This is a genomic window from Limnohabitans sp. (assembly GCF_040401135.1).
GTDB lineage: Bacteria > Pseudomonadota > Gammaproteobacteria > Burkholderiales > Burkholderiaceae_C > Limnohabitans.
The window spans coordinates 44,379-69,529 of sequence record NZ_JBBAOV010000002.1 but is presented as its reverse complement, the minus strand read 5'-3'; the positions used below and the strand labels follow the sequence as shown (position 1 = coordinate 69,529).

20 protein-coding genes and 1 pseudogene are annotated in these 25,151 nt (G+C 54.9%); 14 read left to right on the top strand and 7 right to left on the bottom strand.

Features of this window, described 5'->3' with window-relative positions:
• The 8 genes and pseudogenes from ABWP81_RS01255 to ABWP81_RS01225 all read left to right on the top strand — a co-directional run bounded on the left by ABWP81_RS01255 (nt 1) and on the right by ABWP81_RS01225 (nt 7,715).
• On the top strand, nt 1-2,313 hold the full coding sequence (locus ABWP81_RS01255; protein WP_353138442.1) for a hydantoinase B/oxoprolinase family protein: 2,313 nt from the start codon (nt 1-3) through the stop codon (nt 2,311-2,313).
• Between the two features lie 50 nt (nt 2,314-2,363).
• A pseudogene (locus tag ABWP81_RS11620) lies at nt 2,364-2,822 on the top strand (NAD(P)-binding domain-containing protein); the annotation flags it as partial.
• The gene (locus ABWP81_RS11615; RefSeq protein WP_502905498.1) at nt 2,805-3,263 is read left to right on the top strand and encodes an NAD-binding protein; all 459 of its coding nucleotides are present in this window, start codon (nt 2,805-2,807) and stop codon (nt 3,261-3,263) included. The pseudogene ABWP81_RS11620 and the gene ABWP81_RS11615, both read left to right, overlap by 18 nt.
• A gap of 15 nt (nt 3,264-3,278) precedes the next feature.
• Nucleotides 3,279-4,613 (top strand): aminotransferase, encoded by a 1,335-nt coding sequence (locus tag ABWP81_RS01245; RefSeq protein WP_353131636.1) that lies wholly within the window; start codon nt 3,279-3,281, stop codon nt 4,611-4,613.
• A 1-nt stretch (nt 4,614) separates the two neighbouring features.
• Nucleotides 4,615-5,673, top strand: coding sequence for an alpha/beta fold hydrolase (locus tag ABWP81_RS01240; RefSeq protein ID WP_353138436.1), 1,059 nt, complete (start codon nt 4,615-4,617; stop codon nt 5,671-5,673).
• A gap of 52 nt (nt 5,674-5,725) precedes the next feature.
• Nucleotides 5,726-6,319 carry a DedA family protein gene (locus ABWP81_RS01235; RefSeq protein ID WP_353138433.1) on the top strand — a complete coding sequence of 198 codons (594 nt, stop codon included), beginning with the start codon at nt 5,726-5,728 and terminating at the stop codon, nt 6,317-6,319.
• Nucleotides 6,320-6,580: 261 nt separating this feature from the next.
• Complete coding sequence (locus ABWP81_RS01230; protein ID WP_353138521.1) at nt 6,581-7,282, top strand: class I SAM-dependent methyltransferase; 702 nt, start codon at nt 6,581-6,583, stop codon at nt 7,280-7,282.
• Between the two features lie 91 nt (nt 7,283-7,373).
• Nucleotides 7,374-7,715: a zinc ribbon domain-containing protein YjdM gene (locus tag ABWP81_RS01225; RefSeq protein WP_353138518.1), complete on the top strand. Its 342-nt coding sequence runs from the start codon at nt 7,374-7,376 to the stop codon at nt 7,713-7,715.
• Between the two features lie 13 nt (nt 7,716-7,728).
• On the opposite strand, the gene arfB is transcribed toward ABWP81_RS01225, so the two are convergent.
• Genes arfB through ABWP81_RS01210 form a run of 3 tightly spaced genes read right to left on the bottom strand, consistent with a single transcriptional unit; the run spans nt 7,729 to nt 10,318 of the window.
• Entirely contained in the window at nt 7,729-8,118 is a 390-nt protein-coding gene (arfB, locus tag ABWP81_RS01220; RefSeq protein ID WP_353138430.1) for an alternative ribosome rescue aminoacyl-tRNA hydrolase ArfB, read from the bottom strand.
• A 14-nt stretch (nt 8,119-8,132) separates the two neighbouring features.
• On the bottom strand, nt 8,133-9,113 hold the full coding sequence (locus ABWP81_RS01215) for a Bug family tripartite tricarboxylate transporter substrate binding protein (protein ID WP_353138427.1): 981 nt from the start codon (nt 9,111-9,113) through the stop codon (nt 8,133-8,135).
• Between the two features lie 17 nt (nt 9,114-9,130).
• Nucleotides 9,131-10,318, bottom strand: coding sequence for an acyl-CoA dehydrogenase (locus ABWP81_RS01210; protein WP_353138424.1), 1,188 nt, complete (start codon nt 10,316-10,318; stop codon nt 9,131-9,133).
• A gap of 135 nt (nt 10,319-10,453) precedes the next feature.
• On the opposite strand from ABWP81_RS01210, the gene ABWP81_RS01205 reads away from it, so the two are divergent.
• From ABWP81_RS01205 to dnaJ, 4 genes are all read left to right on the top strand, one after another.
• Complete coding sequence (locus ABWP81_RS01205) at nt 10,454-10,804, top strand: FKBP-type peptidyl-prolyl cis-trans isomerase (RefSeq protein WP_353131642.1); 351 nt, start codon at nt 10,454-10,456, stop codon at nt 10,802-10,804.
• A 209-nt stretch (nt 10,805-11,013) separates the two neighbouring features.
• Nucleotides 11,014-11,562 carry a nucleotide exchange factor GrpE gene (gene grpE, locus ABWP81_RS01200; protein WP_502905497.1) on the top strand — a complete coding sequence of 183 codons (549 nt, stop codon included), beginning with the start codon at nt 11,014-11,016 and terminating at the stop codon, nt 11,560-11,562.
• A gap of 71 nt (nt 11,563-11,633) precedes the next feature.
• Nucleotides 11,634-13,556 carry a molecular chaperone DnaK gene (dnaK, locus tag ABWP81_RS01195; RefSeq protein ID WP_353131643.1) on the top strand — a complete coding sequence of 641 codons (1,923 nt, stop codon included), beginning with the start codon at nt 11,634-11,636 and terminating at the stop codon, nt 13,554-13,556.
• Nucleotides 13,557-13,661: 105 nt separating this feature from the next.
• Nucleotides 13,662-14,804 carry a molecular chaperone DnaJ gene (gene dnaJ, locus ABWP81_RS01190; protein ID WP_353131644.1) on the top strand — a complete coding sequence of 381 codons (1,143 nt, stop codon included), beginning with the start codon at nt 13,662-13,664 and terminating at the stop codon, nt 14,802-14,804.
• Nucleotides 14,805-14,825: 21 nt separating this feature from the next.
• Here the strand turns inward: dnaJ and ABWP81_RS01185 are convergent, their stop codons facing one another.
• Both ABWP81_RS01185 and ABWP81_RS01180 read right to left on the bottom strand, forming a co-directional pair.
• Entirely contained in the window at nt 14,826-15,293 is a 468-nt protein-coding gene (locus tag ABWP81_RS01185) for a cyanophycin metabolism-associated DUF1854 family protein (RefSeq protein ID WP_353138421.1), read from the bottom strand.
• A complete protein-coding gene (locus ABWP81_RS01180; RefSeq protein WP_353138418.1) occupies nt 15,290-17,575 on the bottom strand; it encodes a cyanophycin metabolism-associated ABC transporter in 2,286 nt (761 codons plus the stop codon). Before ABWP81_RS01180 ends, ABWP81_RS01185 begins: the two co-directional genes overlap by 4 nt.
• Before the next feature lie 198 nt (nt 17,576-17,773).
• Here ABWP81_RS01180 and ABWP81_RS01175 point away from each other — a divergent pair, with 198 nt between their 5' ends.
• Both ABWP81_RS01175 and cphA read left to right on the top strand, forming a co-directional pair.
• A complete protein-coding gene (locus ABWP81_RS01175; protein ID WP_353131647.1) occupies nt 17,774-19,987 on the top strand; it encodes a cyanophycin synthetase in 2,214 nt (737 codons plus the stop codon).
• Nucleotides 19,987-22,569, top strand: coding sequence for a cyanophycin synthetase (gene cphA, locus ABWP81_RS01170; RefSeq protein ID WP_353131648.1), 2,583 nt, complete (start codon nt 19,987-19,989; stop codon nt 22,567-22,569). The genes ABWP81_RS01175 and cphA overlap by 1 nt, the downstream gene beginning before the upstream one ends.
• 9 nt (nt 22,570-22,578) lie before the next feature.
• On the opposite strand, the gene ABWP81_RS01165 is transcribed toward cphA, so the two are convergent.
• Together ABWP81_RS01165 and ABWP81_RS01160 are read right to left on the bottom strand one after the other, a co-directional pair.
• Complete coding sequence (locus ABWP81_RS01165; RefSeq protein ID WP_353138415.1) at nt 22,579-24,114, bottom strand: malonate--CoA ligase; 1,536 nt, start codon at nt 24,112-24,114, stop codon at nt 22,579-22,581.
• 13 nt (nt 24,115-24,127) lie between these two features.
• Nucleotides 24,128-25,123: a Bug family tripartite tricarboxylate transporter substrate binding protein gene (locus tag ABWP81_RS01160; RefSeq protein WP_353138412.1), complete on the bottom strand. Its 996-nt coding sequence runs from the start codon at nt 25,121-25,123 to the stop codon at nt 24,128-24,130.
• Between the last annotated feature and the right edge of the window lie 28 nt (nt 25,124-25,151).

Below are 25,151 nucleotides of genomic sequence, written 5' to 3'. Positions count from 1 at the left end.
ATGGCCCAGAGCACCAGCACCCAACGTCGAGGCTTTGACGCCATCAAGGGCGGCTACATTCCGCCCGAAAAGCTCACCATCTCGCCCAAGCTCAAGCTGCACCGCAAGGCCAGTAGCAAGGTCGACCCCATCACTTACGAGGTGGTGCGCCACAGTCTATGGAACATCAACGAGGAGCACGGCGCCACCATCCAGCGTCTGTCGGGCTCACCGGTGGCCATGTATGCGCTCGACCTCAACCCGTCCATCCTGACGGAAGACGGTGAGTTTGTGTTTTTCGGACCCTACATGCAGTACATGTCAGGCGTGACTGACACGCAGGTCAAGTGGATCTTGGAGAACCGTTCTGACAACCCTGGCATCCGCGACGGCGACATGTTCCTAGCCAACGATCCTTGGGTGGGTGCAGCCCACCAGCAAGATGTGATGCTGATTTGCCCGGTCTTCCACGAAGGTGAGCTTTTTTGCTGGGTCACGAATTGTCTGCACCAGTACGACATCGGCGGCATCACGCCCTCTAGCTTTTGTTTGGCGGCAGAAAATGCTTACGAAGAAGGCATCTTGCTGCCCCCCGTCAAGATCATCGAGGGTGGAGAAATTCGCCGCGATATTGAAGAACTTTATCTGCGCGCCTCGCGCAAGCCTGAAGCCGTGGCACTGGACTTCCGTGCGCAGTTGGCTGGCAACAACACCGCAAAAGCTCGCGTGGAGGCACTGCTCAAACGCTATGGCGCTGAAGTCGTCAAGGGGGTTATGCGCAAGATTCTCAATGATGGCGAGCACGCCTTTCTAGAAAAAATGAAACGTCTGCCCGATGGCGTTTGGCGCGACCGTACTTATGTAGAGTGCTGCCGGCCTGGCGACCGCCGCTCTCACCGAGTCATGCTGAGCCTTGAGAAAAAGGGTGACCAGCTGATCTTTCGCAACGAGGGAACCGCCGAGCAAGATGGCGCTATGAACGCTACCTTTTCAGGTTGGCGAGGCTCGATCATGGTGGCCCTCAATCAGCTGTTGTGCTGGGATCAGTACTTTGCCATCGGCGGGGCCTTGCGACATGTCACATACGATGCGACGCCCGGCACCATGAACTGTGCGAACTTTCCAGCATCGGTGTCGACCGCACCGGTGCAAGCCATGGAGATCTCGCTCTACCCGACCTATAACGTGCTGAGCAAGATGATCTTTGGCGATGAAAAAATGCGCCAAGACATCATGTGTATTGGTGGCACCAGTCAGTGGCCCGCGACGATTTTTCGTGGCACTGACCAATGGGGCGATCCCTACGGCTATCTGCTGGTTGACCCGATTGGTGGCGCCATTGGTGCTTTTGCCGGCGCAGACGGGATTTCTACGGGCGGCCAATCACGCACACCGATTTGCAAACTGCCAAATATCGAGCACACCGAACAAACCTTCCCGCTGCTCTTTCTTTACCGCAAGGAAGTGATTGATTCCGGAGGCGCCGGAAAGTTTCGCGGCGGCATGTCCGCTGAATCGTGTTTTATTCCGCACGGCACCACGGCCGTTACGCATGACACGCTGTCGTCGGGCAATGCGATCCCCACGTCCACCGGCATGATGGGCGGCTACCCAGCATCGGTCAATATTTACAAGTTCCAACGCGACAGCGACATTGATCAGATGTTCAAGAACAGCACCTTGCCTAGTGATATCGACGAAGTGGGAGGACGCGAAGAAACGCTGGGACTGCGGCAGCAAAACTTCACCCAAAACCCCCGCGATGTTTATTCGGTCACCTGGACGGGTGGCGGCGGCTTTGGTGATCCGCTCGAAAGAGACCCGACCAAAGTGGCGTTTGATGTGACGGAAAACATGGCCGTCTCCGCCGAGGCTGCTCACCAGATCTACGGCGTGGTGATGGCCGCTGATGGCAGCCTAGATGCGCCCGCGACTGAACAACTGCGCAGCCAGCGGCGGCTGGAGCGGCAGCAACATCCGCGAAGCGCGCAAGCCCCGGCACTGCGACAACTGGACGGCAAATTGCTGCGCGAAGCAACCGCTAATCTGTGCGTTCGACTAGACCCAAAAGCCCCGATCAAAGAGCGGAAGCGTTGGTGTTGTATGGCCTGCGCCACCGACCTTGGTCCACTCCAGCAAAACTACAAATTGGGTTGCGCCATGGAGACGTTGCCGATTACCGCATCGAACCCCTTGATTGGCGACTACCGGCGATATATCAATGACGAACCCGTGTTCAGGCAGTTCTTCTGCCCGGGCTGTGGACGACTCATTGAAAATGAAATTGCGCTTGCTGGAGACGAACTGCTCTGCGACATCCAAATCAAGGTCTGACCTGGACGGTCCGTTAGACGCCACTTAGAAAACTCTCACCCGTTAAGGAGCTTCAATTGAATACAGTCGGCGTCATTGGTCTGGGAATCATGGGCTCATCCTATGTCCGTAATTTATTAAAAAATGGTTTTCAGGTGGTCGGCTATGACCTAGACACCGCACGAGTTCAAGAGCTTCAGGCTGAGGGCATGCAGCCCGGAAAATCAGCGGTAGACGTTGCATCACAGTGCACAGAAATCATCACGTCTTTGCCCAGCCCGCAGGCTTTGCACAAGGTAGTTGCCGAGCTTGCTGAACTGGGTCCGCGACTGCGGGAAATTGTTGTTGCAGATACTTGTACGCTGGCTATGGCCGACAAAGTACTGGCCATGCAAAACCTCCACGCGGCAGGCGGCACACTGCTGGACTCACCCGTCAGTGGAACGGGTGCGCAAGCGGCCAAGGGTGACCTGATTGTGTTTGCCAGCGGCAACGCAGAGGGCGTTAAGAGAATGATGCCGGTCTTTGCAGGCATTGGTCGTCTCACCCATGATCTAGGAGCTTTTGGAAACGGCTCAAAGATGAAGTACGTCGCCAACCTGCTGGTGACTATCCACAATGTATCTACCGCTGAAGCGTTTGCCTTTGCGCAAAAGGCTGGCATCGCGCCAGAGTCAGCCTACAAGGCGCTCTTTGGCGGTGCGGGAAGCTCACGCATCCTAGAAGTTAGAGGGCCGATGATGGTGGCGGGCGATTACCAAACCGGGCTCTCGGCCACCCATCGCCTGATGCACAAAGACATTTCCATCATCAGTGGTTACATCGACGCGCTTGCAGCAGATACGCCCTTGTTTAATCTTGCTGCCAAGATTCACGACGAGGCCATTGAGCTAGGGTTTGAAATGCAAGACACCGCTTCGGTGTGTGCGGTCATGGAGCACCGCAACGGAATCAACCGCTCTAAAGGCTAGATTTGAAGGACACCTATGTCGGACGTAAATTCTCTTGAAGCCAGAGATGCCAAGGCCGTTATTCATGGTCTAACCGATTTGTCTTTGCATGCCAAGCGCGGAGCCAGCGTGATTGAGTCTGGCAAGGGCGTGTGGGTTCGGGATATTCATGGACGCGAATATATCGAGGCCATGTCGGGCTTGTGGTGTATTGCTCTGGGGTACGGCAATGAGCGGCTTGCCAATGTGGCCCACAAACAAATGTTGGAGCTTGCCTACTACCCCTTGACAAACCACAAGAGTCATCCGCCAGTCATCGCGTTGGCCGAAAAGCTTTTGTCCATGGCGCCTGCGCCAATGTCCAGAATTTGGTTTGCGAGCACGGGGTCTGAGGCGATTGATTGCGCAGCGCGTCTGAGTTGGTATTTTTGGAATGCAGTGGGACAGCCTGAAAAAAAGAAATTTATCTCCCATCAACTGGCCTATCACGGCAACACGATTGTGGCTGCAAGCTTGACGGGTGCAAGCTATGCGCACGACAAATTCAATCTGCCGCTGCCGGGGTTTTTGCACGTCACAACGCCGCACTTCACGCGCAACGCCAAACCAGATGAAACAGAAGAAGCCTTTAGCGATCGGCTGGTTGCCGATATTGAACGGCTCATCCACACTGAGGGTGCGCACACCATCGCGGCTTTTTTTGTTGAGCCTGTGATGGCCGCGGGAGGCATTGTTGTGCCGCCTGCTCGGTATTACGAGCAACTGCAACTACTTTTAAAGAAGCACAACATCTTGTTAGTTTGTGACGAAGTGGTCACAGCATTTGGGCGAACCGGGGAAATGTTTGGCTCAACCACCATGAAACTGCAGCCGGATCTTTTGATTTGTGCCAAGGCCTTATCCAGTGCCTACATTCCGATTTCGGCACTCATGATCGGCCCTCGTGTTTATGAAGCTATTGAGCGTCAAAGCGGTGAGCTAGGAATGTTTGGATTGACGATGACTTATTCAGGTCATCCGGTGGCTTCGGCAGTGGCCTTGGAAACTCTGAAGATCTATGAAGAACTTAATATCGTCGAACATGTGCGCCAGGTGGGCCCAGGTCTCATCAATGGGCTAAAGCAACTGCAGGGTCACCCTTTGGTCAAAGAGATTCGAGGTATTGGACTGCTAGCGGGGGTCGAGCTTCTTCCAAAGTATGGTCGAGAGTGCGCACGTATTGCAGAGTCAGAAGGACTGATCGTGCGTGCTATCGGCGACACTATTGCCTTTTGCCCGCCGCTGATCATTTCTGAGGCTGAAGTCCAAGAGCTTTTGTTGCGATTTCATAAAACTCTAGAACGTCTCAAGTCTTATAAATTCGATAGTTAAGATGCATAAATGCTGGTTTTCCGCCGTAAATATCTTTAAATCTGTATTCAGTCGCAGCCTAGCCATCGCTCTGGTCACGGTGCTGGCACTTTATTCTGGAGCCTCACCGCAAGTCTTTGCTGCTGACAAAACCACACCGGCCAACCCGCTACCACCTAGCCTCACGGACTTTAATTTACGGGATGGATCCAAACTAACAGCCCGCGTTTGGAACATTGCAAAGCCTCAACACATCGTGCTTGGGGTGCATGGCTTTAACGACTACAGCAAATCTTTTGAGCGATTGGCCCAGCACCTTGTCGCTGAAACTCAAGCCACGGTGTATGCCTATGACCAACGAGGCTTTGGTGCTAACCCACAGCCTGGCGTGTGGCCTGGATCGGAAGCATTGGTAGACAATTTGCGCCACATCGCAGCACAACTGCGCGAGCGCCATCCAGACCTACCTTTGACAGTGATCGGCGAAAGCATGGGGGGCGCTGTGTTGCTGGTAGCTGCAAGCGAAACGCCCGGCCTTGCTGCAGACCAGCTCATCCTTCAAGCCCCTGCTGTTTGGGGTGCGCAAAGCATGCCATTGTTCCAGCGCCTAAGCCTGTACACCATGAATCTAATCGCACCCGAGATGAGCTTCACGGGCAGAGGTCTACCTTCGCTAGGTATTCGACCCACTGACGACCCCGAAGTCTCGCGCGATCTCAGCCGCGACCCACTTGTGATCAAAGCCACCCGCGTTAGCAGCTTGTCTGGGCTAACCGATCTCATGGGGCGAGCCCAAACCCAAACCAAGTTACCTCCACAGCGCACCTTGTTGTTGTACGGCTTACGCGACAAAATTATTCCGCCACAACCGGTGTGCGATTGGTTGACGAACCTGAATAGCGCTGCATCTGTCTCGCATAAAACCGATGTCATTATTTACAATGAGGGTTGGCATATGCTGACGCGCCAACTTAGCGCCAGAGAAACCCTAGAAGACATAGCCCTCTGGATTCAAAAAACGCCTCAGACCCACCTGCAAACACCACTCCAAGCACAACAAGTTGTTTGCAAAGCACAATAAACATCAACGCTAGTGCGCCATGACCGCCATGATTAAATTTAGGTATTCATAAATGATCTACCCAACCGATCTTGCCTCGTTCCTCGAGCTGTTGCGACTGTATGGTGATGAGGCCTATGGCCTAATCTTTGCGTTCGCTGCCTCGCACAGCCTGCTGCTCACTCTGTTTGCTGGATACGCCTCCAGTTCAGGGGCGCTTGATTTGGTCACCCTCATTTCGGTCGTCTGGGCTGGCAGTTTTCTGGGGGATGCGATCCGCTTTTGGATCGGACGGAGTTTCGGCAACCAATGGCTTTCACCTTTTCCGAGGCTGCACCGCACCAGCCAAATCGTGGTGAGGTTGGTGGATCACTACTACGTGTGGTTGATTTTGTTTCATCGCTATCCACACGGCATTCGCGGCGTTGCTGGTTTTGCCTATGGCATGTCGCGACTCCCCTGGCCCACATTCATGGCATTCAATTTTGTTGCAGCAGGGCTTTGGGCTGGTGCCGTTCTCTCGGCAGGCCATGCGTTTGGCCAACTCTCGGAAAAGCTCATGAGCGATGCGTTCTCTGGACTTGGCATAGTGATGCTGGTTGTTTTCCTCGTCCTGTCCTGGATTCTCAGCAGGAAACTCGAGCGGGTGGCCGAGGAGAAAGCATAGCCATTGGGCTGGGCTGCCAAATCAACAGCTCATGAAAAGCTGCCTAAGCACCCTAAAATTTTGAACATGGATTTAGCAAACATCATTTCGCCAGATTGGGCCGCTTCATTAGAGCTAGCCGACCTTATTTTTGCTGTGATCGGATGCTCTGTAGCAGTTCTTGTAGGCGTGCAGTTAGCAAAAAAACAAGCCCTTCAATTCAGTGGCCTAAAGCAGCAAGAAGGCAGCTTGCCCGCTGTTACTTTTGCAGACTATGGCGACATGCGGTTTTTACACTTGGGCACCCCTTGGGTACAAGGCTCGATGAAGATCAGCCAGCCCAATGAAATTCACCTCGAATACGTGCAGCGCATGATGGCCTGGTTGCTGGTGACAGATTTGGATCAAGTCCATCGCTTGCAAGCAATGCAACTGGGCTTGGGTGCTGCATCGCTGACCAAGTTTTGTCATCTGCAATTGGGCATGGCCACCACCGCGGTTGAGCTCAACCCGCAAGTGATTGACACATGCAGACGCTGGTTCAGTTTGCCGCAAGACAGCGCCAACTTGCACGTGCTGCTGGCAGACGCCGCCGACATTGCCAGCCGCGACACATGGCACGGAAAAGTCGATGCACTGCAAGTTGACCTGTATGACCAAGAGGCCGCCTGCCCTGCGCTGGACAGCGAGGCTTTTTATGCAAACTGCCAAAAATTACTCACAGCCCAAGGCTGCATGACCGTCAATTTGTATGGCCGCCATTCGAGCTTAGAAACCAGCATGCAACGCATGGCCAAAGCATTTGGCAAAGAGGCCTTGTGGGCCTTCAAACCCACCTCGGCGGGTAACACCATAGTGTTGGCGTTTCGCACACCTCGTGCGTGGGACAAGGGTGCCTTGCTTACCCAGGCGCAAACGATTCAAACACGCTGGTCTTTACCCGCAGTCAATTGGTTGAAAGAATTAGCGCCGGTTCATCTTTAAAACACAACCCTGCCATGGCCGGCGTGTATGCCAAAAGGCGTGCGCAAACCCTATGAAATTACACTGGGCACCTTTAAAGAAAACCAACAACATGCCCACCATCTCAGCTTGCCCCCAATGCGCCCAAGAAAACACCTATCCAGACGGCGACAACTACGTGTGCGCTGATTGCGCACACGAATGGCCCATGGTGGCTAACACCCCCACAGAGGACGAAGACGAGTCAGTGGTGAAAGACGCCAACGGCACAGTGCTCAAAGATGGCGACGCCGTGGTGCTGATCAAAGACCTGAAGGTCAAAGGCTCATCCACCACGCTGAAGATGGGAACCAAGGTGAAAAGTATTCGCTTGGTCGGCGGCGACCACGAGGTGGACTGCAAGATGGACGTGGGCAACTACATGCTCAAGGCTTGCTTCTTGCGCAAAGCCTAAGCACGCGCTGCGCCTAAAGCACCCGACCTCGGTTTGACTTGATCGCCGAGGTCTTTTTTTTGCTGTCTAAACGGCGCAGCTTTGACGCATAAGTGGGCTTGGTAGGTTTGCGCTTTTTAGGCGGCTTAGCCACGCTTTGCACCAGATCATGCAAGCGCGCAAACGCCTCGATGCGGTTCATGTCTTGGCTACGGTGCTCTTGCGATTTGATGACCACCACACCCTCGCTGGTGATGCGGTGGTCTGACATACACAGCAAGCGTTCTTTCACATCCTCGGGCAGCGAAGATGCCCAAATGTCAAAGCGCAGATGAATGGCGCTAGACACCTTGTTGACGTTTTGCCCACCCGCGCCTTGGGCACGGATGGCTGTAACCTCAACTTCGGATTCATTGATGTGCATCGCGTCAATACAGCTTATTGTTTTTGAATACCCGCGCGTTGAATCACATCACCCCAGCGCTTGATTTCGGCTTGCAACCACTCAAGCGACTGAGGCACGGTGGTGGGTTGGGGCTCCACATTTAGCTCCAATAATTTTTGGCGCACAGCCGGGTTTTGCAAAGCAGCATTAACCTCTTTGTTCAAACGGTCCACCACCGCTTGCGGTGTTTTGGCGGGTACGCCCAAACCATTCCAAGAGGTGGCCACTAAGTTGGGGACGCCACCCTCTTTGGCCGTGGGCACTTGTGGCAACGCGGTGTTACGGTTTGGGCCCGTCACTGCCAAGGCACGCATAACACCGCCTTTGATTTGCGGCAACACAGGGCTGAGCACCTCCACCGCCACATCAATTTGGCCGCCACGCAGGGCTGTCATCACCGCAGGTGTGCCGTTGAAAGGCACCACCTGCGCATCCAAGCCTGCCACCGACTTGAACAACTCGGCCGTCAAATGCTGGGTACTACCGATGTTGATGCTGCCAATGTTGAGCTTGCCAGGGTTGGCTTTGGCCCATGTCAGCAACTCGGGCAAGGTTTGAAAACGCGACTCGGCACTGGTGACGATGGCCAAATCAAACGTACCCATCAAGGACACGGGTGTGAAATCTTTCACGGGGTCAAACGGCAGCGCTTTGAACAAGCCCGCGCTGACCGCGTTGGCGTTGGACATCAGTAGCAAGGTGTAGCCATCGGGCTCAGACTTGGCCACCATCTCGGCAGCCACAATGCCGCCTGCACCGGGGCGGTTGTCGATGACCACAGATTGACCCAAGCCCTCAGACATTTTTTGAGCAACCGTGCGTACCGTTAAGTCAGCCACACCCCCTGCGCCAAAAGGCACAACGATGCGCAGAGGTTTTGTGGGGTAGCTTTGAGCTTGGGCCGCAGAAAAAGTACAAAGGCTCAATGCCACACAAGCGGCCAAATGCGACACAAAGAAACGACGTGATGTCATAAAAGTCTCCTTAAAAATCAATTGCTAAATGCCGAGATGCCCGTGATAGCACGACCCAAAATCAGCGCATGCACATCGTGTGTGCCTTCGTAGGTGTTGACCACCTCCAAGTTCACCAAGTGACGTGCCACACCAAACTCATCCGAAATGCCGTTGCCGCCCATCATGTCGCGAGCCATGCGCGCTATATCTAACGCTTTGCCGCAACTGTTGCGCTTGAGGATAGAAGTGATGTCGACAGACGCAAAACCTTCGTCCTTCATGCGACCCAAGCGCAAGCAGCCTTGCAGGCCCAAAGAGATCTCGGTCATCATGTCGGCCAGTTTCTTTTGAATCAATTGGTTGGCCGCCAAAGGACGGCCAAACTGTTGGCGGTCCATCACGTACTGGCGTGCGCGGTGAAAGCAGTCTTCAGCCGCGCCCAAAGCACCCCAAGCAATGCCATAGCGTGCGCTGTTTAAACAGGTAAAGGGGCCTTTGAGGCCTCGCACATCGGGGAACGCGTTTTCTTCTGGCACAAACACCTCGTCCATCACGATCTCGCCCGTGATGGACGCGCGCAAACCCACTTTGCCGTGAATAGCAGGGGCACTCAAACCCTTCCATCCTTTTTCCAAAACAAAGCCTCGAATCGCGCCCGCATCGTCCTTGGCCCACACCACAAACACATCGGCAATGGGGCTGTTGCTGATCCACATCTTGGCGCCTGACAGCAAAAAGCCGCCAGCAACTTTTTTGGCACGCGTGATCATGCTGCCGGGGTCTGAGCCGTAGTTCGGCTCAGTCAAACCAAAGCAACCAATCCACTCGCCTGTGGCTAGCTTAGCCAAATATTTTTGCCTTTGCGCTTCGCTGCCAAACTCAAAAATCGGCAACATCACTAGAGAGGACTGCACGCTCATCATGGAGCGGTAGCCCGAGTCCACACGCTCCACCTCGCGGGCCACCAGCCCGTAGCTCACGTAATTCAAACCAGCGCCACCATAGGTTTGAGGAATGGTGGGGCCCAACAAACCCAATGCACCCATTTCACGAAAGATGGCGGCGTCTGTTTTCTCGTGGCGAAAGGCCTCCACCACGCGCGGGGCCAAGCGTTCTTGGCAATAGGCAGCAGCAGCAGCCTGGACTTGACGCTCGTCATCCGTGAGTTGCTGCGACAGCAAGAACGGGTCGTCCCATTGAAATTTGGCGGATGAGGTGGACATGCTGGCTCCCGAAAATCTTCAAATAAACAAATCTACAACACTGATCCTAGCAACCCAAATGACTGCGCCCACTCACCTGAGCGACAGGGGTGGCTACACTCTGGGGTTAATTCATTTGACCCTTTAGGATTTGCCATGAACACCACCCCTTCCGGCCTGCAATACATCGACAACGTAGTGGGCGACGGCGCCCAAGCCGCCGCTGGCCAGCACGTGAGCGTGCACTACACCGGCTGGCTTTACCAAGACGGCGAGCAAGGTGCAAAGTTTGACTCTAGCCGCGACCGCAATGATGCATTTGACTTTGCGCTGGGCGCAGGCATGGTCATCAAAGGCTGGGACGAAGGCGTGCAAGGCATGAAGATCGGCGGCCAACGCACCCTCATCATCCCGCCAGAGCTGGGCTACGGCGCGCGCGGCGCGGGTGGCGCGATTCCTCCCAACGCCACACTAAAGTTTGACGTCGAATTGCTTAGCGTCGAATAATCAGGTAGCACGGTAGTTTTTAAACTACCGATAACAAGCGGGGCTTAGCCCCGCTTTGTTTTGACCCACTCAAAAATTTTTTACAAAACCCCTCTTGAAATAGGGTTGAATGGCCTCAGCTCTGCTGCATCTCATCCACACAAGCCCTACAAAGCATGTCAGAACCTACAGAAAACCTAGATACAGCCGCTGCTCATTTAGCCTCCCACATGGCAAGTATGGCCCCCGCCCCAGAAGCAACATCTGCCGAAGCCGCCTCAGCTGCCGCCGCCGCACTTGACCCTTTGGCTGCCGCTCATGCTGAAATTGCTGTCTTGCAAGCCAAGACCATTGAGTTGCAAGACCAATACGTGCGAGGCCAAGCCGATGTGCAAAACGCCCGCCGCCGTGCGGACGACGAAGTATCCAAAGCCCGCAAATTTGCGCTCGAGAGCTTTGCCGACAGCTTGCTCCCTGTGCTTGACAGCCTGGAGGCTGGCTTAGCCGTCAACAGCGCAACACCAGAACAAATTCGGGAAGGTGCTGAGGCCACGTTGCGTCAACTTAAAAGCGCCATGGAACGCAACAAGATCATCGCAATCGACCCCGCTGCCGGCGCCAAATTTGACCCCGCACAGCACCAAGCGATCAGCGTGGTGCCCGTGCCGCCCGAATCCACGCAAGAAGCCAACACCGTGGTTGCGGTGCTGCAAAAAGGCTACTTAATTTCCGAGCGCGTGCTACGCCCTGCATTGGTCACAGTGGCCGCACCTAAATAAAACACTTGAAATCGGCAGAGTTAGCCATAACTACTGTCTATCTGAATTTTTGAAAATTACTGGAGCTAGACATGGGAAGAATTATCGGTATTGACTTGGGCACCACCAACTCGTGCGTGGCCATCATGGAAGGCAACACAACCAAAGTGATCGAGAACGCTGAAGGCGCTCGCACCACTCCGTCGATCATCGCGTACCAAGAGGACGGCGAAATTTTGGTGGGCGCCTCTGCCAAGCGACAAGCGGTGACCAACCCACGCAATACGCTGTACGCGGTCAAGCGTTTGATCGGTCGCAAATTTGCAGAAAAAGAAGTTCAAAAAGACATCGACATGATGCCCTACACCATTGCCAAAGCCGACAACGGCGATGCCTGGGTGGAAGTGCGCGGCAACAAGCTAGCCCCGCCTCAAATCAGCGCTGAAATTCTGCGCAAGATGAAAAAGACCGCCGAAGACTACCTCGGTGAAGAAGTGACCGAAGCCGTCATCACGGTGCCCGCTTACTTCAATGACGCACAACGTCAAGCCACCAAAGATGCAGGCCGCATCGCGGGCTTGGATGTCAAGCGCATCATCAACGAACCAACAGCTGCGGCTTTGGCTTTTGGTTTAGACAAAACCGAAAAAGGCGATCGCAAAATTGCCGTGTATGACTTGGGTGGCGGCACATTTGACGTGTCCATCATCGAAATCGCAGACGTCGATGGCGAGAAGCAATTTGAAGTGCTGTCCACCAACGGCGACACCTTCTTGGGCGGTGAAGACTTTGACCAGCGCATCATCGACTTCATCATCACCGAGTTCAAGAAAGAGTCTGGCGTTGATTTATCCAAGGACGTGTTGGCCTTGCAACGCCTGAAAGAAGCCGCTGAAAAAGCCAAGATCGAGTTGTCATCGGCCACCTCCACCGACATCAATTTGCCCTACATCACGGCTGATGCAACAGGTCCTAAGCACTTGAACATCAAGTTCAACCGCGCCAAGTTAGAGCAGCTGGTGGAAGAACTGGTCGAGCGCACTATCGCCCCTTGCCGCATCGCCATCAAAGACGCCGGCGTGTCGGTAAGCGACATTGACGACGTGATCTTGGTCGGCGGTATGAGCCGCATGCCCAAGGTACAAGAGAAGGTTAAAGAGTTCTTTGGTCAAGAGCCACGCCGTGACGTCAACCCCGACGAAGCCGTGGCTGTGGGCGCTGCGATTCAAGGCCAAGTGCTGTCGGGTGATCGCACCGACGTGTTGCTGCTTGATGTGACACCCCTGTCTTTGGGTATCGAAACCATGGGCGGCGTGATGACCAAGATGATTGTCAAGAACACCACCATTCCTACCAAGTTTGCACAAACCTTCTCCACCGCCGACGACAACCAGCCTGCCGTGACCATCAAGGTGTTTCAAGGTGAGCGCGAGATGGCTTCGTACAACAAAGGCTTGGGCGAGTTCAACCTCGAAGGTATTGCCCCAGCAGCACGCGGTACACCACAAATTGAAGTGTCGTTTGACATTGACGCCAACGGCATTCTGCACGTGGGCGCCAAGGACAAAGCCACTGGCAAAGAAAACAAAATCACAATCAAGGCCAACTCTGGTTTGAGCGAAGACGAAATTCAACAAATGGTGAAAGATGCCGAGTTGAACGCTGTTGAAGACAAAAAGAAGTTGGAGATCGTGCAGTCTCGCAACCAAGCTGACGCCGCTGTTCACAGCGTGAAGAAAAGCTTGGTTGAACACGGCGACAAGCTCGACGCTGGCGAAAAAGAAACCATCGAAGCCGCCATCAAAGAAGTCGAAGAAGCGTTGAAGGGCGAAGACAAAGCCGACATCGATGCCAAGACTGAAACCTTGATGACCGCCTCTCAAAAGCTGGGTGAAAAAGTCTACGCTGACATGCAGGCAGCGCAAGCCGCAGGTGCTGCCGCTGCTGGCCCTGAAGCCAAACCAGCCGACGACAATGTGGTCGACGCTGAAGTGAAAGAAGTCAAAAAAGGCTAAGCTTTTTTCTCAACTTCTGAACCGGTCTCGCCGCGTTTCACCTAAAAAGGTGAACACGCGGCGAAGTCGTAACCAAGCCCCACAAAACACCGCACTACCCACACCATGTCCAAACGCGATTTTTATGAAGTCCTCGGCGTCGCCAAAGGCGCGAGCGATGACGAGATCAAAAAGGCTTATCGCAAACTCGCGATGAAGCACCACCCCGACCGCAACCAGGGCGACAAAGCCAAGGAAGCTGAAGCGCAGTTCAAAGAGGTCAAAGAGGCTTACGAAATGTTGTCGGACCCCGAAAAGCGTGCTGCCTTTGACCAGTATGGCCATGCGGGCGTCGACCCCAATATGCGCGGCGGTCCCGGTGGCTTTGGCGCTGGGGCTGGTGGCGCGGGTTTTGGTGAAGCGTTTGGCGACATCTTTGGCGATATCTTTGGCCAACAGCGCCGTGGTCCTGGTGGCCGTCAGGTCTACCGCGGCAGCGACCTCAGCTACGCCATGGAAATCACGCTTGAAGAAGCGGCCAATGGCAAGGATGCACAGCTCAAAATTCCGGGCTGGGACGAGTGCGAAACCTGTGATGGCTCAGGCGCCAAACCTGGCACCTCTGTCAAAACCTGTACCACCTGCCACGGCAGCGGCCAAGTGCAAATGCGCCAAGGCTTTTTCAGTGTGCAGCAAACCTGCCCGCATTGCCGAGGCTCGGGCAAGATCATTCCCGACCCGTGCAACATGTGTCACGGCCAAGGCAAGCTCAAAAAGCAAAAAACACTGGAAGTCAAAATTCCAGCCGGCATCGACGACGGCATGCGCATTCGCAGCACCGGTAACGGTGAGCCCGGCACCAATGGCGGCCCACCCGGCGATTTATTCATTGAGATTCGCGTCAAGAAGCACGACATCTTTGAGCGTGATGGCGACGACCTGCATTGCTCAGTGCCCATCAGCATCACCACTGCAGCTTTGGGTGGCGAAATACGCGTGCCCACTCTGGCGGGCGAAGCGGCAATTGACATTCCCGAAGGCACACAAAGTGACAAGCAATTCCGCTTACGCGGCAAAGGCTTGAAGGGTATTCGCTCCAGCTTTCCTGGGGATTTGTATTGCCACATCTCGGTGGAGATACCCGTCAAACTCAGCGAGCACCAGCGCAAGTTACTCAAGGAACTGGACGAGTCCTTGAAAAAAGGTGGCGCCAAGCACTCACCTGCTGAAGGTGGATGGGCCGATAAGCTCAAACGCTTTTTTAACTAAGCAGGGCCACCCTTAGCGCATTTACAAAAAGCGGTCGAGCAGCTTGCGGGTGTGACGGTCAAGCGACGGTAAGTCGCGAATCAAAAACTGCACGCCGTGCGCATCGGCAACGATAAGGCGCGTGGCACTGAGTCGCCGAATGTCTTCCTCGCCCTTGAGCACCAACTGAGCGGGGCCCCGACTGGTTTGCACACGCCACACGCTGGGCGTGGAGAAGCTGTTCACACCGTCCAAACGCAAAATTTCGGGCATAAATTCGCGACCTTGCAGCGCTTGGGCCACGATATCGCGCTCATGTGTTGGTAGGTCGTTGAGGTGTTCCACCCAAGCCAGTTCTTTGCCTTCGGCACTCAAGATGGAGATGACTTGATCAGGTGCAGCAATCGGAAACGCACGCGCCACCACAGCGCCCACGTGCTGCGTGCCGTCGACCAAGGTGACGACCAATTTGCCGAAGGCATCAAAGGCTAAGCTGAACGCTGCACTCATACAGACTCCTGGGTCGAAGCGCGCACAACGGCGACTTCTGCGTTTTTAGCTTGGGCTTCATACAGGCGGTAGTAAGCGCCTTGTTGAGACATGAGCGTGTTGTGGTCGCCCTCTTCCACCACCACGCCCTGCTCCATCACCACCAATCGGTCGGCTTTGTTGAGCGTAGACAAGCGGTGCGCAATGGCAATGGTGGTGCGGCCTTGAACCAAATTGTCCAAGGCTTTTTGAATTTCTTGCTCGGTCTCGGTGTCCACCGATGCGGTAGCTTCGTCCAAGATCAAGATGCGCGGGTTGATCAGCAAAGCACGCGCAATCGAGATGCGCTGACGCTCGCCACCCGACAAGCCTTGGCCGCGTTCACCCACCAAAGAGTCGTAACCCTGAGGCAAACGCAAGATGAATTCATGGGCATGCGCTGCACGGGCTGCAGCCACAATTTCTTCGCGTGTGGCATCGGGCTTACCGTAGGCAATGTTGTCGGCAATCGTGCCGAAGAACAAGAACGGCTCTTGCAGCACCATGCCAATGTGGCTGCGAAAGTCTGACAAAGCGATGTTGCGTATGTCAATGCCGTCCAGCTTGATCGAGCCTTCGCTCAAGTCGTAAAAACGACAAATCAAGTTGACCAAGGTACTCTTGCCCGAACCACTTTGACCCACCAAACCAATCATCTCGCCGGGGCGAATGGTCAGGTTCATGCCACGAATGACGGCGCGGTTGCCGTAGCGAAAACCGGCATCTTGAATTTCGATGTTGCCTTGCAAAGGCATGGGCAGTTTTTGTGGATTCGTGGCTTCAGGCACGCTGGAGACATGGTCCAAAATTTCAAAAATTCGCTTGGCGCCTGCCGCCGCTTTTTGCGTGTGCGACACGATGCGACTCATCGAATCAAGGCGCGTGTAGAAGCGGCCAATGTAGGCCAAGAATGCGGCCAGCACACCCACCGTAATTTGGTTGTGCGAGACCAAGTAAATACCAAAACCCCACACCACCAGCAAGCCCACCTCGGTCATCAAGGTGACTGTGGGCGAGAACAAAGACCACACAAAGTTGATGCGGTCATTTACTGCCAAATTGTGTTTGTTGGCATCGCGAAAGCGGTTGGCTTCGCGCGTCTCTTGTGCAAACGCTTTGACTACGCGGATGCCTGGAATGGTGTCGGCCAGCACGTTGGTAAGTTCTGACCACACGCGGTCAATCTTCTCAAAACCCGTGCGTAGCTTGTCGCGAACGGTGTGAATCAACCACACGATGAAGGGCAGTGGCAGCAAAGTGGCTGCAGCCAGTTTGGGGTCAATGCTGATCAAAATCGAAGCGGTCATAACAATCATCAGCACGTCGGTGGCGAAGTCCAGCAAGTGCAGTGACAAAAACACGCAAATGCGGTCGGTCTCAGCACCAATGCGGTTCATCAAGTCGCCTGTTCGGCGACCGCCAAAGTATTCGAGGGACAAACGCATCAAGTGCTCGTAAGCCGTGGTGCGCAAATCAGCGCCAATACGCTCAGATACCAAGGCCAAAATATAAGTTTTGAGCCAACCCAAACCCCAAGCCAACAAGGCCGCACTCAGCAAGCCCCCCAAATACATGTAGACCAAGTCGTGGTCGATGTCTTTGCCGTTTTGAAACGGAATCAGCACATCGTCCATCAGCGGCATGGTCAAGTACGGTGGCACCAAGGTGGCCGCCGTAGAGGCTAACGTCAACAAGAAGCCCCCTAACAAGCGCCAACGGTAGGGATGCGCAAAGCGCCACAAACGGAACAGGCCCCAAGTCGACAGAGGGGTGTGCTGCTCACGGCTGCACATGGGGCACTCGTCACCCACAGCCTCAAGCTGCAACTTGCATTGCGGACATCGGGCCTGCACCAAGGCCCCCATCGATTTGCCATGGGTCAGCACTTCCATGCGGTCTGCGAAGGTTTCTTGCAAACGCATGGCGGTAACGTTGTGCGACAACGTGAATCGCCAACTGGCCAAACGGTGCGTCTCGTCAACCAAACTCAAGGTGCCCACGCCCGCGTGATCGGTATGCGTCAGCTTCATGCCCGCCACCAGCGTCCAGCGGCTCCAAGCAGGGTTTGAACCCCCGTCCTGTGAGGCAAAAAGCACCCTTTGGTCTGTCACAATGAGCAGCCCTAGCGAAAAATGCAATTGGGCATTCAAGTCAACCTCTAGACAAGCTAGAACGTTTTCTTGAGGTGACAGTTGTGCAAAAGCCAAAGATTGCCAGCCCTCAGGCAAAACAACCTTGGCAGAAGCCGATAAAGAAGAGTTCATTATTGGAATGTTGCTGCTTTCAATCGATGCAAATCGACGGACGGCGATAAAAATAAAAAAGCAGGAGCAAGGTCTTTGTTGAACCCCAGCACGTATGCAATTGATTGTATCGCCGCAGCCTCGACGGTCGCTGTGGTGACCTCGGCTCTCTCCCCTGCCTCAACCACCCAAACTTTGGCTCAAAACCTTCGTTAATTTATGGCCTTCAAAGACATCCAAATCCTGCGTATGAACTATTTACGCGGGCCCAATATCTGGACTTACCGACCCATCATCGAAGCGCTCATCGACTTGGGCGAAATGGAAGACCACCCCTCCAACAAAATCGATGGGTTCAATGACCGCGTCAACGGCTGGTTGCCCGGCCTGGTTGAGCACCACTGCGGCGTGGGCCATCGCGGCGGGTTCCTCACCCGACTGGTGGGCGGCACTTGGATGGGTCACATCATGGAACACGTGTCTATCGAGTTGCAGCTCTTGGCCGGTGCCCGCGCTGAATTTGGCAAAGCGCGTGAAATCAGCAAACGCGGCATTTACAAAGTGGTGTTCCGCACCGAGCACGAAGAACTAGGCCGCGAAAGCTTTTTGGCAGCCCGTGAACTTGTGATGGCCGCAGCCAACAACAAAGCCTTTGACATCGACGGCACGGTGGACCGCTTAAAAAAGATTGCCGATCTCCGCTGCTTAGGCCCCAGCACCGCTTGCATCGTCGATGCAGCTGTCGAGCGTAAAACACCGTTCATTCGACTGACTGAAGGCAACTTGGTGCAACTGGGCTACGGATCTAAACAGCGCCGCATTTGGACAGCCGAGACCGACCGCACCAGCGCCATTGCTGAAAGCATCTCTAGCGACAAAGATTTGACCAAGCGCTTGCTCACGCAATGCGGCATACCCGTGCCAGAAGGCCAGATTGTCAAAACCGCTGACGAAGCCTGGGAGGCGGCCCAAGACATCGGCTTGCCCGTAGTAGTCAAGCCCCTCGACGGCAACCGTGGCTGGGGCGTTTCGCTGGATGTGAACACCGAAGAAGGCGTGCGTACCGCTTGGACCGCCGCTGAAAAAGAAGGCAGCGAAGTGCTGATTGAACGCTACGTGCGCGGTGACGAACACCGCGTCTTGGTGGTGGGTGACCGCGTGGTAGCTGCGACCCGTGGAGAAACCGCCTGCATCACAGGGGACGGCACCTCTACGGTTGAACAGTTGATTGACAGCCAAATTAACACCGACCCACGTCGCGGCATTGCCGAAGGTTTTCCGCTTGACTTGATTCGGTTGCACACCCCACGCGGCGAAATGTCGCTGCTCGAAATCCAGCGTCAAGGTTTGAAACCCGACAGCGTGCCAGCCAAAGGCCGCATCGTGGTAGTGCAGCGCAACGGCAACCTCAACAATGATGTGACTGATTTGGTTCACCCCGAAGTCGCCGCTGTGGCCACCCTTGCCGCACGCGTGATTGGTTTGGACATTGCCGGCATAGACATCGTCACCCAAGACATCTCTCGCCCCTTGGAGGAGACCAAGGGCGCCATCATCGAAGTCAACGCAGGCCCCGGCTTGCTGATGCACGTCAAACCTGCCGTGGGTCAGCCCCGTCCGGTTGGCAAAGCCATCGTCGAACACCTGTTTGGTTCCAACGAATCGGGCCGCATCCCCGTGGTGGGCATTGTGGGCAGCCACCAAACAACAGAGTTGTCACAGCTCGTGGCTTGGTTGCTTCACCTGTCTGGCAAGCGCACTGGTTTGGCCTGCAAAGATGGCCTGTACATGGACCAACAACACTTGGGCAAAACCGACTCGCGAGGCTTTGAAGCCTCGGAACGCTTGCTCATCAACCGCGCGCTTGATGCAGCGGTGTTTGAGACTACGCCCGCACTGATCTTGGACGAGGGCTTGGCTTACGACCGTTGTTTGGTCGGCATCGTGACCAACATGCCCGACACCACCGCCGCCTTGATTGACAAGCACGACATTCAAACACCCGAGCAAATGCGCACCGTAGTTCGCACACAAATTGACTTGGTGTTGCCAGAAGGTGCATCGGTTTTGAACGCGGACGAACAAGCCGTGACCTCATTGGCCGAGCTAAGCGACGGTGAAGTGGTGTATTACGCCAAGAGCCAAGACAACGCCGCCATGATGGCGCATTTGCAAACCGGTGGTCGCGGAGTGTTCTGCAAAGACGGCCACGTCACCTTGGCGCGTGGCGACCAAGAAACTCAGCTGTTCCACCTCGATCTTGAGTTGATTGCCCTCTTGCTCAAAGACGGCTTGCACATTTCCACCCTACTGGCGGCTGTTGCCGCTGCATGGTCACTGGACATTGCGCCACTGCTGATTCGCGCTGGCTTGAAGAATTTCGGACAACAAAACCAACACGTTGCCAAAAACGTTGCAAGGATGAATGGCTAATGGAAGTCTCTCGTATCCGCGCCCTGCGCGGCCCAAACCTCTGGACCCGTCACACCGCCGTAGAAGCCATGGTGACCTGTGCTTCAGATGAAATAGACCTCAGCCAACAACCTGAATTTGAAAACCGCTTGCGTAATTTATTTCCTGGCGTCGGCAACCTGCAGCCCACAGATCACAAAGTCAAACTCAGCATGGCTCATGCTCTTGAAGCCGCCACCTTGCATTTGCAAATCGAGGCAGGGTGCCCTGTCACCTTTAGCCGTAGCACAGCTACCACAGACCTAGGCTTGTTTCAAGTCGCCGTGGAGTACACGGAAGAGCAAGTGGGCATCATGGCTATCCATCTGGCCAGCGAGCTTTGCCTTGCAGCATTCAACAACACCAGTTTTGATTTAGAAGCGGCCATTCACCAACTGCGTGAACTTGATGAAGACATTCGCTTAGGCCCATCCACTGGCTCCATCGTCAATGCTGCGATTGCACGTGGCATTCCTTACCGTCGTTTGACCGAAGGCAGTTTGGTCCAGTTGGGATGGGGCAGCAAGCAACGGCGCATCCAAGCTGCTGAGATTGACTCGACCAGCGCCATCGCTGAGTCCATCGCGCAAGACAAAGAACTTACCAAACGATTGCTGCACGCTGCTGGAGTGCCTGTGCCAATGGGTCGCCCCGTCAGCAGCCCAGATGACGCATGGGCAGCAGCGCAAGAGATCGGCCTACCGGTGGTCATCAAACCCCGCGATGGCAACCAAGGCAAAGGCATTTCCGTCAACATCACGACGGAACAAGGTGTGAAAGCGGCCTATGTGTTGGCACGCGCTTGCCGCGAAGAAGTACTGGTTGAACGCTTCCTGCCTGGAAGCGATTACCGCTTACTGGTGGTGGGTAATAAGCTGGTTGCCGCAGCGCGACGCGAACCACCGCTGGTAATTGGCAACGGCAAAAACACGGTGCGTGAACTCGTGGATATAGTGAATGCTGACCCACGCCGCGGCGAGGGCCACGCCACCTCACTGACCAAAATTCACTTTGATGACATAGCCATTGCGCGCCTCCAAGAACAGGGCTACTCAGCCACCTCCATTCCAACCAATGGCGCGCGCGTGATTCTGCGCAACAACGCCAATTTATCCACTGGCGGAACCGCCACCGACGTGACCGACGATGTTCACCCCGAAGTTGCCCTGCGTGCCATTGCCGCAGCGCAAATGGTAGGCCTTGATATTTGTGGCGTCGACGTGGTGTGCGAGTCGGTGCTGCGTCCCCTCGAAGAACAAAGCGGCGGCGTGGTGGAAGTCAACGCGGCACCTGGCTTACGTATGCACCTCAGCCCATCGTTTGGCAAAGGCCGTGACGTAGGCGAGGCTGTCATGGCCACCATGTTTCCAGACGGTGGCGACGGCCGTATTCCTGTGATTGCTGTAACTGGCACCAATGGCAAAACCACCACCGTGCGGTTGACCTCGCACCTGTTGCGCGCCAACGGCTGGCGCGTGGGCATGACCAACACCGATGGCGTATATGTGAATGGCCGCCAAACCGACAGCGGCGATTGCAGCGGACCGCGAAGCGGGCGTAATGTGCTGGCACACCCAGATGTCGATGCAGCCGTGCTAGAAACTGCACGCGGCGGCATGCTGCGCGAAGGCTTGGCTTTTGACCGCTGCCAAGTGGCTGTGGTCACCAACATCGGCATGGGAGACCACCTGGGTCTGAATTACATCTCCACGGTAGAGGACCTTGCGGTCTTGAAGCGCGTCATTGTGCAAAACGTGGCCGAGTCCGGCACGGCGGTGCTCAACGCCACCGACCCCATCGTGGCAGCCATGGCTAACAAATGCCCGGGACAAGTGACTTTCTTTGGTTTGGACTCCCACCACCCCATCATTGCCACCCACCGTGCTCAAGGTAAACGCGTGCTGTTTGTAGACGATGACCAGATTGTGGCGATGCAGGGCAATCACTCAGTGAGTATTCCTTTGTCTGAAATTCCGGTGACACGCAGCGGCGCAATTGGCTTTCAAATTGAAAATGCTATGGCATCGATTGGTGCCGCTTGGGCCGTAGGTGTGCCTTGGCAAACCATTTGCAAAGGATTGGCTACTTTCGTCAGCGACAGCAATGCTGTACCGGGACGCTTTAACGTGTTTGACTACAAAGGAGCAACGGTGATTGCCGACTACGGGCACAACCCTGACGCCATCAAGGCACTGGTGCAAGCCGTGACCAACCTGCCCGCACAACGCCGCAGTGTGGTGATCAGCGGCGCAGGTGACCGCCGTGACGAAGATATCCGCGAACAAACGCGCATCATCGGCGAAGCCTTTGACGAGGTGGTGTTATACCAAGACGCTTGCCAACGTGGCCGTGTCGACGGCGAGGTGTTGAAGCTTTTGCGTCAGGGCTTAGAAGGTGCCAAACGCACAACGCACATCGACGAGATTCATGGCGAATTTTTGGCAATTGACCGTGCGATGGAGCGTTTGCAAAAAGGCGATTTATGCTTGATCTTGATTGACCAAGTGGATGAGGCTTTGGCACACATCACGCAACGGGTGAACTCGTCGGCTTTGGCAGGCTAAGTTTTCTTTTTAGAACAAACCTTTGTACTGATCGCGCAGCAAATTCTTTTGCACTTTGCCCATGGTGTTGCGTGGTAGTTCTGCAACCACAAAACACTTCTTCGGAATTTTGAAATTCGCGAGTTGAGACTTAAGTGCAGCAATGACTGAATCTGCGTCGACCTTGGCACCAGACTTAGCGATGACAACCGCTACGCCAACTTCACCAAAGTCAGGGTGCGGCACGCCGATCAAGGCGCTTTCCGCAACACCCGCCATGTCGTTGATGTAGCCCTCAATCTCTGCGGGGTACACGTTGTAACCACCGCTGATGATGAGGTCTTTGCTGCGACCCACGATGACCACGTAGCCGCGCTCGTCGATCTTGCCCACGTCTCCGGTTTTGAAAAAGCCGTCGGTGGTGAACTCTTCTTTGGTTTTCTCGGGCATGCGCCAGTAGCCGCCAAACACGTTGGGGCCTTTGACTTGGATGCCACCGATCTCACCCACAGGCAAAGCTTGTCCTTCGTCGTCTTGTACCCGCAATGACACACCAGGCAAGGGGAAACCCACAGTGCCACCACGACGTTCGGTTTGGCCGGGATAACGGGCATCGGCTGCATAGGGGTTGGAGGTGAGCATGACGGTTTCGCTCATGCCGTAGCGTTCGAGAATGGGCTGGCCTACGCGGTCTTGCCACTCGTTAAAGGTTTCCAACAGCAAGGGCGCAGAGCCAGCGACGAACAAGCGCATGTTGGCGGCTTGTGCTTGCGTCAAACTAGGCTCAGCTAGCATCCGCACGTAAAGCGTGGGGACACCCATGAACACGGTGGCTTCTGGCATTTTGGCGATGACGAGTTTGGGGTCAAACTTGGACATCCAAATCATCTTGCTGCCGTTGAGCAAAGCACCATGGATGGCCACAAACAGGCCGTGCACATGGAAAATGGGCAGCGCGTGAATCAACACATCGCCACTTTTCCAGCCCCAATAGTCTTTCAAGGTTTGTGCGTTGCTAAGCATGTTGCCGTGCGAGAGCATAGCCCCTTTGCTGCGACCCGTAGTACCGCTGGTGTACAAAATGGCAGCCAAATCGTCGGCTTTGTTTTGCAGCACGTGGTGCTGATCTGAGCAATGGGCGGCTCGCGCTAGCAAGCTGCCCGTGCGGTTGTCATCCAAAGTAAACACGTTTTGGGTGCCAGCCTGGAAAGCAATTTTGCTTACCCAACCAAAATTTTTGCTGCTACACACCACCACGGCAGGTTCGGCGTTGCCAATGAAATACTCAATCTCAGCACTTTGGTAAGCCGTATTGAGCGGCAAGAAAACATAACCTGCACGCAAGGTGGCAAGGTAGAGCATGGCGGCTTCCACCGACTTCTCCACCTGCACCGCCACGCGTGAGCCTTTGGGAATGTGCAACGAGTCCAGCAGGTTGGCCATCATCGCGCTGGCACGCTCGAGGTCAGACCAGCTGTAATACAAGCCGTCGTCTGTCTCGATGGCCGTTGCGTTCAAGTCTTTGGGAAACGCTGACCGCAAGGCCGCATACAGGTTGTGATTCATTGTCTGTGCTGAGTTAGTCGAGTTTGGCACCCGAGGCTTTCGCCACAACTGCCCATTTTTTGATTTCACCCGACACAAAGCTGCCAAACTGAACGCCCGTCAGGTTGGGGAACTCAGCGCCGCTGTTGCCCCAACTGGTTTTAATCTCATCGGATGCCGCAGCTTTCCGTACCTCGTCGATGGCGCGAGCTTGAACATCGGCAGGCATTCCTTTGGGGCCCCACAGGCCATACCAGGTGTTCACGTTGTAGTCGGACATTCCAAGTTCAGCAGCGCAAGGAACATCTGGAAATGCAGGGTTGCGTTTGTTACCCGAGACCATCAAGGCCTTAATACGACCACCTTTGATGTGTTGCGCCGAAGAGCCCAGCCCATCAAACATCATGTCCACATTGCCCGCGATCAAGTCTTGCAACGCGGGGCCTGCACCACGGTAAGGAATATGCGTGATGAAAGTTTTGCTTTGCATCTTGAACAACTCACCGGCCAAATGGTGCGAAGTGCCGCCACCTGCTGAACCGTAGTTGAACTTACCTGGACTGCTCTTGACCATGTCCATAAACGCTTTAAAGTCGGCAACCGCCATGTTTTTAGGGTTCACCACCAACACGTGCGGCACGCTGGCGACGATGGCCAGTGGCACAAAGTCACGCTCTAAGTCGTAGTCGAGTTTGGGGTACATCGACGGTGCAATCGAGTGATGCACAGCACCCATAAACAAGGTGTAACCATCTGCCGGGGCTTTGGCAGCCACACCTGCGCCCAAGTTGCCCCCGGCACCACCGCGGTTATCAATGACCATGGACTTGCCAGTTTGCTTAGAAAACTGTGCAGAAAGAGGACGTGCAAAGGTGTCGGTACCACCACCCGCTGGAAACGGCACGATGAGCGTGACAGGCTTTGTGGGCCATGAGCTTTGCGCGTGTGCGCCAAAGCTAAAAGCAGCGCAGGCGGCTGCACTAAGAACCATCCACTGTCGGCGGCTTGTTTTAAGGTTAAGTTGCTTCATGTCTGTCTCCTTCTTGGTTTAAAAACGA